This is a genomic window from Stenotrophomonas sp. 28608_Sma (assembly GCF_056486185.1).
The window spans coordinates 3,089,612-3,103,628 of record NZ_CM151308.1; the positions used below are offsets into that span (position 1 = coordinate 3,089,612).

Genomic DNA, 14,017 nt, shown 5'->3' on the forward strand with positions numbered 1-14,017 from the left:
CCAACGTTTGTTAACTTTTACCTAGATCCGCGCTACGTTCTGGGATCATGAGAAGCCCACGACCCTGCTGCCCAAATGCCGAGTGCGCCTACCACCAGGTGCCGCCGGCGGGGTTTTACCGGAAGCGTGGTTACTACAGGCCGCGGCACAACCGCCAACCCGTGCCTCGTTACGAGTGCCGAGGATGTGGGGCGTGGTTTTCTTCTTCGCAGGCCAAGCCCACGCGGGGCCAGCACCGGCCGGAGTTGAATCGAAAGGTCCTGGAGCTGGCCGTGTCAGGCGTAACCATGCGTCGGATGGCTGAGGTGCTGGGGTGCAGCCAAAGCACGGTGGAACGCAAGGTGGCCCATTTGGCCGCCCAGGCCAAAGCCCATCACACAAAGCACCTGACCACTCTAAGCACTCGTTACGCCATGTTCGATGAGCTGGAGACCTTCATTCATGCCCGCTGGAAGCAGGTTTCCGTGTCGGTGGTGGTTCGCGTCAAGACGGGAGAGGTGCTGGCGTTCGGGGTGGCTCGTAAGCCTTCCAGCATGCGGCAAGGCATTGAAGGCAATCGCTGGGTCATCAATGACCGCCCCCAGGTGATTCCCCGAGTGCTCTCCGAAGCGGCCATTGGAATGAAGGCTGGCGCGACGCTGGCCAGCGATGGGGATGCCAATTATGGAAAGTGGGTAGCGCAAACGCTGCCAGGGATCACCCACGCCAAGCTCCGGTCTCCGACCGTGCCCGAATACGACCCCTTGTTCGCCATCAACTTGGCGTTCGCGAAAATGCGCAATGACCTGGCCCGATTGGGGCGGAAGACCTGGACGACCACCAAGACCCTTAAGGGGCTGGAGAATCACTTGTGGTTGTGGGTGGCTTGGACGAATGATTATCAACTTCGCTGATAAGGGCAACTCTTTCTACCCATCGCCCAAACTTCGTGTCTTTGTTTGCCTTCCACATAATTGCGCAAAAAAATATGAGAACAAATCCAAGGCATGCGATTAAGAAAGAGCTCAAAGCCTGCCCCCAGAAGGCCCCACGAAAAGAGAGCCTTTTTCGCAATGCGGAGAAGTGACCATTGTTCTCATCCTGCGCCTCAGCGATCACCTCCCTAACTGCGCTCGCAAAATCCTTAATACACAGGTCTTCGATTCGCGTTTCGATATGTTTTTCGATTCTTTTGTCAATCGAAAGGTCGGCAGCAATTTTGAGTGCGTCATCCGCAGTGTATCCGGCATCAAGCAAATCAGACATCAGCTTATCAGCATACTGTTCTTTAATTGCCCAGCGCAGAAGATCCTCTGTTTCAGAGGAAAGCTTTGTCCTTCGTCCCTGCTTGATACGACCCATCCATCAGTCCCCGTGATGGATGGGCCCGTTCTGGTCAATTTTGGGCTTGATGCCCAGCCTCTTGGCAGACTTCAAAGCCGCATCCAGCAACTCATCAACCACCGACTTTTCAGTCATGTCTGGAACGTCTTGCTTCCACATCTTCAAAGAAAAATCTTGGCAAATGTCTCGATGGATACGCTCATTCGCGTTAGCAGTGGCAAAATTTTTCATTTCAGTTCCCCTGATATGCCAGCTGTCGGTCTGGCTTCTGTGTGGGGTCCACGATTTCAGGTTGCCTGCGTGGTCAGTCGAGTCAAGTGGGGAAATCGCGCGCAATTCAGGATCTGAGGCCGTGAGGCCACAGTTTCGGCATTTGCTTGTTAGGCAATGCCAGATCTTTCGAAACATTTGGGGCATCGTTTGTCTCCGGGTTGGGTAGCTGTGTGCGCACTAAACAAGGGCAGCTAGGTCGCCAGGTCCTTGACCTTGCAATTGGTGCCGTAATCCGACCCTTCCATGTCGAACACCACCTCATAAAGGAGCTGCCCGTCCTCTTGGCGCTCCACGTTGACGGAGACGGTTTGGTCAGCCAACAGCTCGTCGTCTTCGCATCCCAGCTCTGCCGAATTGCGGTTCAGCAGGAAAGCCAGCAGCGCGTCTTCAACGGAAGGCTGGAACGCGGGATAGAGATAGCCCGCCGCGCCGGTCGAAAAGGTATACCCAGACAACTGGTCAAACAAAGTGCTGGCAGCGGCATGCGCAGCTTCGTGAGCTTCCTTGATGGTGATGGTGTCGTTTGTGATGAGCATCGCGTGGTTCATGGCGAGATCCTTGTTTGTCGGTTGGCACGATTGCCTTCCCATGTATCCAAGGTAGATCACCATAAAAATTTGTCCACGGTTTCGGTGGACAAAATCTTGACTAAAAGCAAAAACTGCGGAGCTAAGGCCGCAGTTATTCCTAACATCACTTCTCGCGCCGAAGGCGTCATCTGCTCTTTTCCCACCACCGCTTTTACAGAAGCCGGCGCGAAGCGACCGGCGGTGGCTCTGGGCTTTGTTCTTTGAAAAAAAAAGGCCCCCTCGCGGGGGCCCCAAAGGACATGGACTGATCTTACAGGCTGGTGGAGCGCCAGAGCTTGCCTGCGATGCCACCCACGATCAGCGCCACGGGCATGAGCGCCGTCAGAGCCATCGGGGGCACGGAGGTGAAGAAGTTTCGCTCGCCCTCTTCCAGGCCCGGGTAGAGCAGGCCCACGGCAACGCTGACCAGCTGCAGGGCAACGACGAAGAGCAAGCCCACCAGGGCGCCCTTTCCAAAGCCACCTTTGCGCGGCGAAACCGGGAGCCCGCAGGCCCTTGCCGCGCGCACGCGGGCCGCGCGCCAGTTCAACACGTAGAGCAGGAGCAGCAAGAGCAGCACGGCTGCCCCACCAGCGGCCGCCAGGCCGGCCTCCCAGCCGTAGCCCATGTTCTCGCCGATCTCTTGGGCTCCGGCAAGAAACAGCAGGCCTGCACCACCGAGGATGACGGTGCCCGGTGCCAGCAAGCCCCACTGCATGTGACCGCCGGGGGTGTGGTGAGCGTTGTAAGACATGGGACCTCCTTGAAGTGGTGTTCCCTCAATGCATAGCGCGATTCCGCGCCTTGGCAAGGTCAGCCCTTCTTCTGGGCTCCGACCGGCACCCAGCCTGTGGGTTGCTTCTCAAAGATGAAGTCGTAAGCCGACGGCACGGGAACGGGATCGGGCTTCAACTGCTGCCCGCCCTGGAACCCGACCACGTCCAGCGTTCCACCGGTCACGCACGTGGCCCGCTGGGGACCACTGGAGGTGCAATCCGCGGTGAGGTCTTTCCAACCCCAAACCTCGATTCGTTGGCCCATTTCGCTGGAAAGGTTGGCGTTGGCATGCGCCTCGTAAGCGTGGGCGACTTGTTCGATGGTGGGCAAATCCGCCTTGCTGCTGCAGGCGGCCAAGCCTGCGGTGATCAGGGCGAGGGAAACGTGGGTTGCTTTCATGCCGGTGCTCCTTGCGTATGGGTTAAATCAACGTCGATGGTTTCGTCGCGGTATCCGAGCCGAACCCTCTCTATCGTCACGTCCATCTTCGGCACCGTGCCCTCCACCCAGACCCGGTTGACGGAGAACACCACCAGATCGTCTCGGTAGCTGCGACCTTGTCGCGCCAAGTTGGCGGCCTCTTGGGCGCCCACTCGGATGAGCAGGTGGAAGCGGCCGGCGTTGGGTGGGCTGGACACCCCCGTGGAGGTGCGGTGAACCCACGGCACAAAGCCCTTGCCGGTGACGCTTTGTCCCGCCGCGGACACCTGAGACATCGGGATGAATCCTTCCAGCACGCCACGGTCGGCCCGATAGGCGACATCGCCCAGGGCTTGGAACGTGGGACGAACGGCAAACCGTCGGATGGCCTTGAAGCGCTGCAGGCGCGCGTCGAAAGCCGGGCCATAACGGCGCTCGATGGCAGCCGGATCATCGCCTGAGATGCCGTTGGCGCCCTGGGCCTTCGTGTCCATCAGCCACCATTGCCTCAGGCACCATTGGCGCTTGTCGGCGTCGATGCGATAGGACGAATGGGCCATGGCGAGCAGCTGCATGTCGCAAGTGTCCACGCCGCCACCACCCACAGCCGTCACCCCGGCCCGCAGGTGCTGAGCCCCTTCCAAGACGTCCTGATCCAGGTCCCAGTAGGTCCCGGTCGGCTCGACGTAAGGGCTCCTTGCCCTATCACTGACCACCTTGGGCGTGCCTTGGATGGCTCGGCCGATCTGGCGAAGCAGATCCGATTCGGCCCGGGCCTGCTCAGCGGTGCACCAAAAGATTGCAACAGCCCCCGCTACGCACAGCATCTTCTTCATGCTCCTACCCCTGTCGGATGCACGTTCCTATTTGCCCTTTTGGCAAATGCAAGCGATGCTTGGAAGCATCACACTGGCGGGCCGATCCATGCGTTCAGCTTCGACCGATGCCAGCCCCGCTTCCTGTGTCCACTACCTACGGCCGCCGCCTCCGTGAGGCTCGCCTGGCCCGAGGGCTGAGCCAGGCGGATCTCGGGGCGGTTTTGGGATTGGAAGACCAGAACTCTGCGGCACCGCGCATTTCTCGCTATGAGAGAGGGGAGCGCATGCCCGACGAAGCAACCATGGAACGCTTGGCCGAAGAACTGGGACTGCCAGTGGCCTATTTCCACGCCGCGTCCGACGTGCTGGCGGAAGTGATCTTGGTGGTCTCCCGGCTCCCACCCGAACGCCAGCGTGAATTGCTGGCGCGGGTGAGAACCTACGCGGAATCTTTAGAGCTTTCGGAACGGGAAACCAAGTCGTAGTCCTGTCCCCGCCAGGGGTCGATCAGGGCTGTTGGACGACTGCCCTTTACTTCTTACCGTAGATTTCCCAGAGTTCCTCGCCGACCTTCAGAGTGCCCTTTGCCCAATCTGGCAACAGGTCACCCAAAGCCTCACGGAAGCTTCCAGAAATTGAGTGCGTGGCGTCGCCCGCTCGCTTCCCTGGCCCAATCCACCGGCGAATCCATTCTTTCCTGCGGTTAGTCTCGCTAGGCGGAGAGGAGCCAACAGCTCTGAGAGCATGGCGCTGCAACGCGATAACAGCGTCTACCTCTGCATAAAGCGCCCTAGCGAGCTCTGGAGCATCTCGTCTGCCCTCCAGTGCAGTCACCATGGCGCGAATGAAGTTATCGGAAAGAAGTGCAATCTCGGTTGCCTCCACCCACACGTGCCCATAGCGCTGAACGTCGTCCGACCTAAGGTTCAGCCCAAGCCGCGACAACTGCACCCCGTTTCGAAAAAGTTCCTCAAGCTTTTCCTCCCAGCTCATTTCCTCAAGCGGTGTTGTGCTTGCTTCTTCGCTCATGACCGTCCTTTCCTTGGGTGGTGGATCGTTATACCAATCGGCCGGAGGCACGGGTAGCTTGAGCATCCCATCGCGTTAGGGCCGCTGCTTAAAGCGGAAGCCACGTCTCCACGCCGCAGCTAGCTCTCATGGCGGCGCTGAAGCGGCGAATTCTGCGACGTCCTTGGGTGTCAACGGCCAACAGCGCAATAATCGGTCCTATTGACACCGATTTTTACAAACCTCAAAATCGGTCCCGTTAAGACCATTTTCCGAGATGAGGCCATGCAGACAACAGTCACCACGTCGCGCGCAGCGGCAATCATAGGCATTGGATATGAGGGACTTCGGAGCTACCTAAAGCGAGGACTGCTGGGTAAAAGTGGACTGATGCCCCCATTGGTTTCGAAGGATTCGCCTGCCCCAGACCAGAGTGCGGTTCGCGCCTCTTGGAAGCGCTTTGGATTCACAGACCTCTGCCTCATGCGTTTGGCAAAACAGCTGGTGGACATGGGACTGAGCTTTGATCAGGCCAACTCCATCGTTTCGAACGAAGAAATGCGTGCGCTTTTCAGCGAAGGCAGTGCCACCACAGACGCCGTGGTCATGTGCTGGCCACCTTTTCAGGAATACATGGTCTTCGTGGGTGAGGAACGACGATACCTAGCCGATCACTTGGCACAGGCAAACGGAACTGCTCTTGTGATCGAACTGAAGGCTATTGCCCAGACCGTCACGTCGAAGCTCAAGGAAATCCGGAATGAGGGGGTTTCGGCTCTTTAAGGCGTATGGCCTGCGCTCTCCACCTGTTGTCCGTCAACGATTGTGACAGCAGCACGCGAACGAGTTCGCTGACGTGCATTCCCTCCCGGTCAGCCACCTGCTCCAACAGGTCTTTCAGCTCCTGTGGCACGCGAACGGCCATCTGCACGTAAGGTGGCCGGCTCACGTGGACAGCCTCGCCAGGGTGAGCACCCACGCCAGCACTAGCCCAGCCAGGATTTGGGCACGCAAGCGGTAACGCACACGAAGCGCCCCGCTGGCGTGCCGTGCATTGACCCAGAAGATGCCAGCCAGGCCCAACACGGTGGCCAGGAACGCTGCAGCCAGGACGGCGGCCAACACCGCGCCCACGGTGGTCATGCCAGCGCCCCTGCCATGGTGGCCAGGACGAACCACTGTCCAGCGATGAGGCCGTAGCCGATGAGCAATCCCTCCAAGCCCGCCCAGCGTTGGCCGGGGGTGCGCAGCAGCGCCGCGCTGTCGTTGAGCAAGGACCACCCGGAGAGGATGGACAGCCACTCAAAATCAATGGTCATAGCGGTCATAGATCGAGCCCTCCCCTCCAGCGGAATTGATGGTGGAGGGCAACATGACCTCCTCGTTTTTCACGCGTCCGAACACGCTGGCAAACACGTCCATCAGCGAGGTGCTTTGGGCCGCGTCCCGTTCGGCCTGGCGCGCATACTCGTCCAACCCAGACGGGACAACCTGGCGTGCGCCGTTGACGGCGCCGCGCAACCCGCTGGCGTTGGGCATGCTCGCCCCAAAGGTGCGGTTCCACGTGTCGGAAAACCGGTCCAAGCCGTCCATGCCCATAAACAGCAATCGCGCCAGCACCAGGACAACCACGGCGTTGACGACAAGCCGCGTCGTCAGTCTGAATCCAATGAACATCTTCCCCCCTTTCGTTTCGTTGGTCGGTGTCAGACGCACGCATCGCGAACGCCATACGTTTGGGATACACCGGCACGCGAAACCCACAAGGGGGTTATTTTGACTAAAGCTAAAAATTGGGAGAAAAGCCCAATCACGCTGCAGGCGCGGCTGCACTTGCCCGTCAGCCGGCGCTCGACTGGGGCATTGCGTTGAACGGTCCGAGTGACCAAATTGGCAGGGCTAAATCGGGCCCAAGTCTTTGACCACCGCCTGGCCAGGCTTCAAAAAGCCCAATAGCAACCGTCCGCCGGCGACGGTCCGCCCCATGCTGGCGTTGAGGTATCGAGCCTGGAGCTGCGCTGCCACCAGCAGGTCCTGGGTGGCCATGCTGGCGATCGCCGGGCTCACGGCCTGCTGCTGTACAGTTCAGACGCAGATGCATGGTTGTTCGATCAAGGCTTGCAAGCCAGTGGAGCTGGGGCTGAAGTTCATGGAAAGCTTGCCGATAAACCTGTAACAAGGTAAATGAGGCGAGAAGCCAAGCGAAGCGATGGCGCGTTTCAGATCGGGGGTTGCTTTGAGCGTTCGAGAAAATCGGCTTCGCTACGTCTTGACCGTAATAGGAGCCACGGCGGCGTGCGTCTTGGCGATGCTCGCGGTCGCCCAAGCCATCCTCTACGTGCGTGACAAGGAAGGGGCGGAGGCAGTGGCGGAAGCCGCGGTGACGCGCTCGGAGGCTTTATCCCTTGCAAGGCGCGTCGCGGCCGAACAAGCCTCTCGCATTGGACAGCCGCCTTGCTCCGCCACCGACATTGACTCACTGAAAGAGATCGCGTTCCGCTCCAGCTACATGAACGACATCGGTCGCATCCGAGACGGACGCCTTGTCTGCAGCGCTCTCTGGGGGCGCTCGCGCCCCTACACCCTCCCCGCCCCACGCTTCTCCAGCGGCGCTGTCCGGCTTTGGCACGCATCGGATCTCGTTGGCTCCCCCTACACCGGGTCCAATCTGATCGCCCAAGGCGACACATTCACCGTGTCCTCCCCGTCTGCCTTCGAGAGCTTGGACCCTGCGCGCAGCAGCTCCATCAGCATCGAAACGAAGGACCGATCGTTTACATTCCGCACCTTGTCCCCGACCAGCCGCGTCGGCACCCCGTCTCTCGTCCAAGCTCAACATTGCAGCCGGGTGGCCGACGTTTGCGCGTTCGTTACCAGCCCTAGGCACGTGGTGTCCGAACTGCCCTCGGCGTTGCTCACCACCATCCTGTCAGCGGGTGCCTCGGTAGGGCTTTTGCTCGCGTTCTTGCTGATCAAACACCAAATCACGGCTCGGCAAACCATCCAGCAACGGTTGGTGCTTGCACTGAAGCGCAGCGAGATCGAACTGGCCTACCAGCCACTGCGTCGAATTGGCACGCGGGAGCTCGTGGGATTTGAAGCGCTCAGCCGCTGGCGCCCGCCGGGAGACGATGAAATCCCGCCGGCCATCTTCGTGCCCATCGCCCACCGATTCGGCCTGAGTCCTGATCTTTTTCGATACGTGCTGGCCCGTGCCATGAATGATCTCGCCCCCGCGCTGAGGGAGCATAGGAACCTCTACGTAAGCATCAATGCCGAGCCCGTGGACATGGCCCAAGAGTGCGTCGTTCGCTACATCGGCAGCGTCACCAACGATTTTGGCGTGTTGCCAGAGCAAATTCGCATCGAGATCACCGAGCGGGAAGAACTCGTGTCCGCTGCCGCAAAGAGCAACATGCAGGCCCTCTCAGTTCTGGGATACCGGTTCTTGATCGACGACTTCGGGACCGGCAGCGCCAACTTCTCCCGCCTCGCCCAATCGCCGTTTCGAGGAATCAAGATCGATCGCATGTTCGTGGCCGCTATCAACGAGGACTCCCCCCTGCGGCCCGTTTTGCCAGGGATGTATCGCATCGCACGTGAGCTTGGGCTGGATGTCATCGCAGAAGGCGTCGAATCAGAGGCGCAAGATTTGCTGCTCTACCGGATTGCTCCAGAGGCTATTGGCCAAGGGTGGCACTATGGCTGCCCTCTCTCAACCAAAGACGCGCTTGCCGCCATCCAAGTTGGGTAGCCCTCGCGCACGGGTCGACCCGAGCGCGTTCACTGGCGCTTGACGTTCGCCCTAGCAAGATGTCCGTGCGTCCGATGGACGCGACAATCGTGAAAATCTCCGCTATGGCGCTGACCCCAGTTGGCGCCGCCGAACCCAACGGGGTGACTCCCCCTCCCCTAGGTGACGCCCCGGCAGTTCAGGGCATCGTCGTGATCGGCCCCCCTAGCAGGCGGCCTCTTTAGGGCAACGCGCGACACACACCCTCAGCAGTGGTCCGCAACCGACTGGCCGCCGGTCTGGCCTTTTGCTGGTTAACGAACTGGCTCAGCGCTTTCCAACAGCGCCGCTCGGTTACTTCCCTGTGCCTAAGGCTGTCGCCGTGCAGCCCGCCTCTTTATCATGCTCCTGCGACGGCAATAGAGGGATCGGACAGCGGTATCTGGCGTGCGGACTGCGCGGACGACCCCGTAGATGAATTCTTCAGAATCCAATTGTCTCATCTGGTTCCGGTGGGGTTGTCGCGGTGCATCATATGCATTCCGCTCTGTTCAGCTTTTTGTTCATCTTCATGCCCAACATTGGACGTTTCTTCATCGATCAGGTTGAGGGTGTGCGGCGGGCCGACGGCTCGCTCTTGCAGGTCACGCGGATCAGTTGCGCTTGTCTGGAATGCGGCCGCCAACTGCGATTGGTTCCAGGGCATGGCCTGCTGGACTTGGACGGCGCCGCCGTGCTCACTTGCCCGCTCTGTGACAACCGCTAGGCGGTGGCACGCGCGAGGTTGGAAAAGCTTTGCCCCCAACCTAACCACCCGCGCATGGCGAGTCTTGATTGAAGAGTGGACCGCTGTGTGCTGGCCCGAAAGGGCCGATTGACGGTGCAGTCAAGCGGAACGCTCACCGGTTTCCAACGCTTGAGCTTGGGGCCACCCTGCTGCCAGACCGCGATTCGGTGGCCAGCCAATGGAGGAGGGGTATGCACAAGGCTGAGACGGAGGCGTTGGTCAAGTTGGAGCTCCGCCTGAGCGAGTGCGAGAGGCGCCTGCCCAACGCTGAGGGCGAAACCAATGCCTTGGAGTATGCGGTCAGGGCTTTGGTGGCCAGTTCTGCCAATCCCACCGCGGTGCGCCTTGCATGGGCCCACCTGATGCCCATGATCGTCGACATCCATGTGCCTCCCCAGCCAACGCTCCAATGCGGACTTTCTGCTTGGCTTGCGTCATGGACTGAGGTCCGTGGCCGAGCAAATCGACGCTTTGCCCTGCCCCCTAGAGACCTCCCAGATCGAGAACGGTTGCTTGGCCCTTTGAGAGAATTGCTGCCAACAGACGACCGCCCGCTAATGGCCGCTCGCTGTCGCCGTTGAGGTAAGCGGCTTGCAAGCGTCCTGCTGCCATCAACTCCGCCCGTCCCATGCCTGCTGGCTGATTCCGCAAGGGCTCTCCTGGCGACGCCAAGCCTCCCACCAGCGCTTGGACCACGGCGGGACGGCCATCTTCGGACTTTGCATAAGCGGTGGCAACCATGCGCTGGGCGTGCGCCGACCAGCCGCCCAAAACCAACTCGGTGTGCATAGCGCTGATGGGTATGCCAGCGGCTGCCGCCGCGCTCACGTAGTTTGGCCAGAGGCGATCAATCACGCCGCCAAGCTCGCCGGACAGCCGCTCTATCGTGAAGTCTGCTCGAAAACTGGCTTGGAGACAGAGCTCGTAGATTCTTAGGAAGAACTGGGCCGACCCACGCGTGGCCAAGACGGCGTTGTGCTGAGGCAGCAGAAGCAACTTGGCGCCCTCTGAGTGCGCCCCGGTTTGAGCATCTTGCGCAAGGGTATCGACGGTCACAGCCAAGTGATCGGCACTCAGCAACACGTTCAAAATGCTCATCTGCCGTCCTTGGGATCCATTCCGTCGATTGAACCTTCCAACGCCAATTCAGCCATAGGGGTTGTTGAGAATCTCAGACGCAATCCGCTCTCCCGCGTCCAACGCATGGAGGCACGACGACGCTTTGATGCTCAAATCCGAGCGCCCTCCCACGCCGTGGACCTCGACAGCGAGAAGAACCCAACGGCTTTCACTGAGCCGCCAGATCTCGGAGGTGTAAACGTGCTCTCCCACCGACAAGGTGACCCGTTCTAAATCTTTGCCCGGCTTGGAAGTACCCATGGCCCTCGAACCCTGACTGTTCAAAAGCAGTGTGCACGCGAACGCCGCTGGCCTCAACTGATCGCCTTCCTGCGACGCGGGGAGTCACACTCAAGCGAAATGCCCCCCGATGGATCAGACCCAGTCCTCATTGGATGCCGGCGATGTGACCGTGACCTGCCCAACCTGGGGTGGCCGTCATGGCGTTGAAAGGGCGGGACATAGTGAGGGGGCCGCGCCCACCGCGTTCGGGGCATCTCCGGCCGACTCCACCGCTGAAATGGGCCCGATCTGCAGCAGAGCCAAGGCCGCCAAGCACGCCTGCCGACTGGCGAACGTCTCCCGGGGAGCCATCAAAACATGCCCGCGTGGCGCCACCAGCCGCCAGCGCCAACCTTCCGCCCCGGTGATCCCGGCCCAAAATCCCACCCGGTGGTATACCTCAACGTACATAGCTGCCTTGCGTGATCAATCTGCGATGCTAGCGCGATCGAACCGAGCTCGGCCTATCTTCCGGCCGGGCGTTTAACTCGTCTTTTGAACAACGCGCTCAGGCGTGCGTCGCTAGAGCCTGCTCCGGCCCCGGGACGCCCCGGCTCACAGGCTCATCCAGCAGGTTTGAGCCCCCAGGACGTCCGGGAAGAGACCGCAACAATTGACTCACCCTGTGGACGCTTCCTCCCCTACCCCCCTCCGCACCCAGCACGTAGAGAACCCGCCCCTCAAACTGGGCGGATACCAGCTCAAGCCCCTCCACGTCTGCCAACTTCTTCGTCAGAAGAGCTCGCCACGACGCGGGCGGTTCGGATTCAAATTCGACGATCACCGCGGTATCACCGCACTCCAGCGGCATGATTTCGACGCGAAGGGCGTGGGGCGACGCTGCCGGCAAATCGGGGGCGGATCGGGCCATAGTGGGAGTGTCCAGGCGGGAGGGGTGGGGATTGAGTATCCAGCCCTCGCGGCAAAACCGCGTCAAGGCGCGACGGCGCCCTCGCCTTCCCGTGATTGCCGTCATCACAGGGATGCACCAGCGCTTTACTCCCAGTCCTGCATGATTCCTCGAATTTTTGATCAACCAGGTTTGCTATGACTGCCTCTCGTACCCTCGCATCCTTCTTGTAGAGCACGACGTCGCCATCCGCGAATCGATGCAGGACGTTCTCAAAGACAGCGGCTATGACATCACTGCGGTCGGAGACGCTGAAGCGGCTGTGGAGCGCTTGGCGCAGCAACCCGCCTTCGATCTCCTCATCTCCGACGTGGGCCTGCCGGGGATGAACGGGCACGATCTCGCCAAGCACGCCATGGCACGCCACCCTTCCGTGACGGTCCTGCTGGTCACCGGTCACGGGGGCGTTCCCGGCGCAGACCCACACTTCCTCGAAAACGACGTTATGCTGCTCAAGGAGCTTTCACGCTGCTGGAGTTGCTGGGAACGGTTCGTTCGACGCTTTGACGGCTTCCAGCAACAACTCGGTCACTCTTCTTTCCAACTCCCCCGCGGCGAACGGCTTGGTGAGTATCTCCATGCCAGACTCAAGCTGGCCGGCTCCTACCGCGACGCTTGCTGCATAGCCGGTGATGAATAACACCGGCGTGTCGGACGGCGCTGCCGGCCCGCGTCCGCCACCTGCCGCCCATTGAGCGAGCCCGTCAGGCCCACGTCCGTAATCAGCAAATCAAAGTGCTTTTCGCTGGCATGCACAGTGAGGGCGTCGCTGCCGTTTGCAGCCGCCTTCACGCGGTGGCCCAAACTGCTCAGCACCTCTTTCACCAGCGTGCGCATGGCGGTCTCGTCTTCTACCAGAAGGACCGAGCGACCAGGCGACGTGGCTGGGGGAAGCGCGGGCGTTTCCTGGATTCGGTCATCGGTATCAGCCGTGCTTTGCGGCAAATAAAGGTGCATCGTGGTTCCCACCCCAGGGATGGAGTCAACCGCCACCTGACCGCCGGATTGGCGCGTGAATACGTAGATCGGCAAGCCCCACCCCGTGCCCTACCCGATCGGCTTGGTCGTGAAGAAGGGCTCGAACACCTTTTCAACAACGCTCGCGTCCATGCCGGTTCCCGTGTCTCGGACCGACAAGCGAACATAGGGTCCAGGCGTCAGCACCAAACGCTCCGCCAGTCCGCCATCGACGTGTGAGAGCTCGGCCTCAATCGAGATGCGCCCTCCATCCGGCGTCGCATCGCGCTCGTTGATGCAAAGGTTGAGAAGGGCGTTTTCCAGCTGCGGAGCATCCACCCGCACGACGTCCTCCACTTGATCCGACCGCGTCTCGATCTCAATGGAGGGCCCGATGGAGCGGGCCAGGATGTGGAGCGTCCTGTTCACCATGGCCGACACGTGGATGGCCGACGGTGCCAACGTCTGCCGGCGAAAGAACGCCAACAGTCGTTGGGTTAACGCTGCAGCTCGGTCGGCCCCCGTTCGAGCCATCTCCACGTAGCGACCCAGGTCCTCCAAACGGCCTTGGCCAACGCGCATCTCCAACAGCTCCAAGCCCATGGAGACCCCGGTGAGCATGTTGTTGAAGTCGTGGGCAATGCCGCTGGCCAGTTGGCCGGGGGACTCCATCTTCTGGCCCTGTCTCAGCCGTTCCTCCATCGCCATCAGTTCGTCAGTGCCGGCCTGCACCCGCTCTTCAAGCGTTGCGGTCAACTGCTGCAAACGCTCTTGAGCCACGCGGCGATCGGTGATGCCGGAGGCTGCACCGAACCACTCGCTCACGTTGCCTTCGCTGTCCATCAACGGGACTGCCCGCAACTGTATCCAGCGGACGGAGCCGTCTGGCAACAAGGCGCGGTGTTCTACCTCCAACGGCGACGCCAACTCCGCGGCATGAGCAATGGCCAATTCCACCGCGGGCCTGTCCTCGGGGTGGATCAGCTGTTGACGCCAGTTGCCCCCAGTGGCCTTGAGCTCGGCCATGTCCCCTTGGCGATA

21 protein-coding genes are annotated in these 14,017 nt (G+C 60.6%); 5 read left to right on the plus strand and 16 right to left on the minus strand.

The window, feature by feature from the left end:
- Positions 1-296 precede the first annotated feature (296 nt).
- Positions 297-893: a hypothetical protein gene (locus ACZLHH_RS14620; RefSeq protein ID WP_049400426.1), complete on the plus strand. Its 597-nt coding sequence runs from the start codon at positions 297-299 to the stop codon at positions 891-893.
- Here ACZLHH_RS14620 and ACZLHH_RS14625 read toward each other — a convergent pair.
- The 6 genes from ACZLHH_RS14625 to ACZLHH_RS14650 form a co-directional block, all read right to left on the minus strand.
- A complete protein-coding gene (locus ACZLHH_RS14625) occupies positions 829-1,341 on the minus strand; it encodes a hypothetical protein (RefSeq protein WP_133120055.1) in 513 nt (170 codons plus the stop codon). The two genes, ACZLHH_RS14620 and ACZLHH_RS14625, sit on opposite strands and share 65 nt — an antisense overlap.
- 3 nt (positions 1,342-1,344) lie before the next feature.
- Entirely contained in the window at positions 1,345-1,554 is a 210-nt protein-coding gene (locus ACZLHH_RS14630; protein ID WP_049421744.1) for a hypothetical protein, read from the minus strand.
- A 233-nt stretch (positions 1,555-1,787) separates the two neighbouring features.
- Positions 1,788-2,144 (minus strand): hypothetical protein, encoded by a 357-nt coding sequence (locus ACZLHH_RS14635; protein WP_049400427.1) that lies wholly within the window; start codon positions 2,142-2,144, stop codon positions 1,788-1,790.
- Between the two features lie 292 nt (positions 2,145-2,436).
- A complete protein-coding gene (locus tag ACZLHH_RS14640) occupies positions 2,437-2,919 on the minus strand; it encodes a hypothetical protein (RefSeq protein ID WP_049400428.1) in 483 nt (160 codons plus the stop codon).
- A gap of 59 nt (positions 2,920-2,978) precedes the next feature.
- Positions 2,979-3,341: a hypothetical protein gene (locus tag ACZLHH_RS14645; RefSeq protein WP_046272117.1), complete on the minus strand. Its 363-nt coding sequence runs from the start codon at positions 3,339-3,341 to the stop codon at positions 2,979-2,981.
- Complete coding sequence (locus ACZLHH_RS14650; RefSeq protein ID WP_046272118.1) at positions 3,338-4,198, minus strand: hypothetical protein; 861 nt, start codon at positions 4,196-4,198, stop codon at positions 3,338-3,340. Before ACZLHH_RS14650 ends, ACZLHH_RS14645 begins: the two co-directional genes overlap by 4 nt.
- Before the next feature lie 107 nt (positions 4,199-4,305).
- Between ACZLHH_RS14650 and ACZLHH_RS14655 the strand changes: the two genes are divergently transcribed.
- Positions 4,306-4,665 carry a helix-turn-helix domain-containing protein gene (locus ACZLHH_RS14655; protein ID WP_046272119.1) on the plus strand — a complete coding sequence of 120 codons (360 nt, stop codon included), beginning with the start codon at positions 4,306-4,308 and terminating at the stop codon, positions 4,663-4,665.
- Positions 4,666-4,711: 46 nt separating this feature from the next.
- Here ACZLHH_RS14655 and ACZLHH_RS14660 read toward each other — a convergent pair whose 3' ends face one another.
- On the minus strand, positions 4,712-5,209 hold the full coding sequence (locus tag ACZLHH_RS14660; RefSeq protein ID WP_046272120.1) for a hypothetical protein: 498 nt from the start codon (positions 5,207-5,209) through the stop codon (positions 4,712-4,714).
- 264 nt (positions 5,210-5,473) lie between these two features.
- On the opposite strand from ACZLHH_RS14660, the gene ACZLHH_RS14665 reads away from it, so the two are divergent.
- The gene (locus ACZLHH_RS14665) at positions 5,474-5,971 is read left to right on the plus strand and encodes a hypothetical protein (RefSeq protein WP_141098879.1); all 498 of its coding nucleotides are present in this window, start codon (positions 5,474-5,476) and stop codon (positions 5,969-5,971) included.
- A gap of 162 nt (positions 5,972-6,133) precedes the next feature.
- Here ACZLHH_RS14665 and ACZLHH_RS14670 read toward each other — a convergent pair whose 3' ends face one another.
- The 4 genes from ACZLHH_RS14670 to ACZLHH_RS14685 all read right to left on the minus strand — a co-directional run bounded on the left by ACZLHH_RS14670 (position 6,134) and on the right by ACZLHH_RS14685 (position 7,255).
- Complete coding sequence (locus ACZLHH_RS14670; protein ID WP_046272122.1) at positions 6,134-6,331, minus strand: hypothetical protein; 198 nt, start codon at positions 6,329-6,331, stop codon at positions 6,134-6,136.
- Positions 6,328-6,507 (minus strand): hypothetical protein, encoded by a 180-nt coding sequence (locus ACZLHH_RS14675; RefSeq protein ID WP_046272123.1) that lies wholly within the window; start codon positions 6,505-6,507, stop codon positions 6,328-6,330. The genes ACZLHH_RS14670 and ACZLHH_RS14675 overlap by 4 nt, the downstream gene beginning before the upstream one ends.
- Entirely contained in the window at positions 6,497-6,865 is a 369-nt protein-coding gene (locus ACZLHH_RS14680; RefSeq protein ID WP_046272124.1) for a hypothetical protein, read from the minus strand. The genes ACZLHH_RS14675 and ACZLHH_RS14680 overlap by 11 nt, the downstream gene beginning before the upstream one ends.
- 222 nt (positions 6,866-7,087) lie before the next feature.
- Positions 7,088-7,255 (minus strand): hypothetical protein, encoded by a 168-nt coding sequence (locus ACZLHH_RS14685; RefSeq protein WP_153643641.1) that lies wholly within the window; start codon positions 7,253-7,255, stop codon positions 7,088-7,090.
- Positions 7,256-7,496: 241 nt separating this feature from the next.
- Between ACZLHH_RS14685 and ACZLHH_RS14690 the strand changes: the two genes are divergently transcribed.
- The gene (locus ACZLHH_RS14690) at positions 7,497-8,942 is read left to right on the plus strand and encodes an EAL domain-containing protein (RefSeq protein ID WP_046272226.1); all 1,446 of its coding nucleotides are present in this window, start codon (positions 7,497-7,499) and stop codon (positions 8,940-8,942) included.
- A gap of 478 nt (positions 8,943-9,420) precedes the next feature.
- On the opposite strand, the gene ACZLHH_RS14695 is transcribed toward ACZLHH_RS14690, so the two are convergent.
- From ACZLHH_RS14695 to ACZLHH_RS14705, 3 genes are all read right to left on the minus strand, one after another.
- A complete protein-coding gene (locus tag ACZLHH_RS14695) occupies positions 9,421-9,627 on the minus strand; it encodes a hypothetical protein (RefSeq protein WP_153643642.1) in 207 nt (68 codons plus the stop codon).
- Positions 9,628-10,191: 564 nt separating this feature from the next.
- Complete coding sequence (locus ACZLHH_RS14700) at positions 10,192-10,806, minus strand: hypothetical protein (protein WP_032971128.1); 615 nt, start codon at positions 10,804-10,806, stop codon at positions 10,192-10,194.
- A gap of 48 nt (positions 10,807-10,854) precedes the next feature.
- The gene (locus ACZLHH_RS14705) at positions 10,855-11,088 is read right to left on the minus strand and encodes a hypothetical protein (RefSeq protein WP_106468504.1); all 234 of its coding nucleotides are present in this window, start codon (positions 11,086-11,088) and stop codon (positions 10,855-10,857) included.
- 1,049 nt (positions 11,089-12,137) lie between these two features.
- Here ACZLHH_RS14705 and ACZLHH_RS14710 point away from each other — a divergent pair.
- Positions 12,138-12,659, plus strand: coding sequence for a response regulator (locus ACZLHH_RS14710; protein ID WP_050559897.1), 522 nt, complete (start codon positions 12,138-12,140; stop codon positions 12,657-12,659).
- On the opposite strand, the gene ACZLHH_RS14715 is transcribed toward ACZLHH_RS14710, so the two are convergent.
- Together ACZLHH_RS14715 and ACZLHH_RS14720 are read right to left on the minus strand one after the other, a co-directional pair.
- Positions 12,623-13,051, minus strand: coding sequence for a response regulator (locus tag ACZLHH_RS14715; protein WP_065427813.1), 429 nt, complete (start codon positions 13,049-13,051; stop codon positions 12,623-12,625). The two genes, ACZLHH_RS14710 and ACZLHH_RS14715, sit on opposite strands and share 37 nt — an antisense overlap.
- Before the next feature lie 15 nt (positions 13,052-13,066).
- Positions 13,067-14,002: a sensor histidine kinase gene (locus ACZLHH_RS14720; protein WP_139338728.1), complete on the minus strand. Its 936-nt coding sequence runs from the start codon at positions 14,000-14,002 to the stop codon at positions 13,067-13,069.
- Positions 14,003-14,017: the final 15 nt, after the last annotated feature.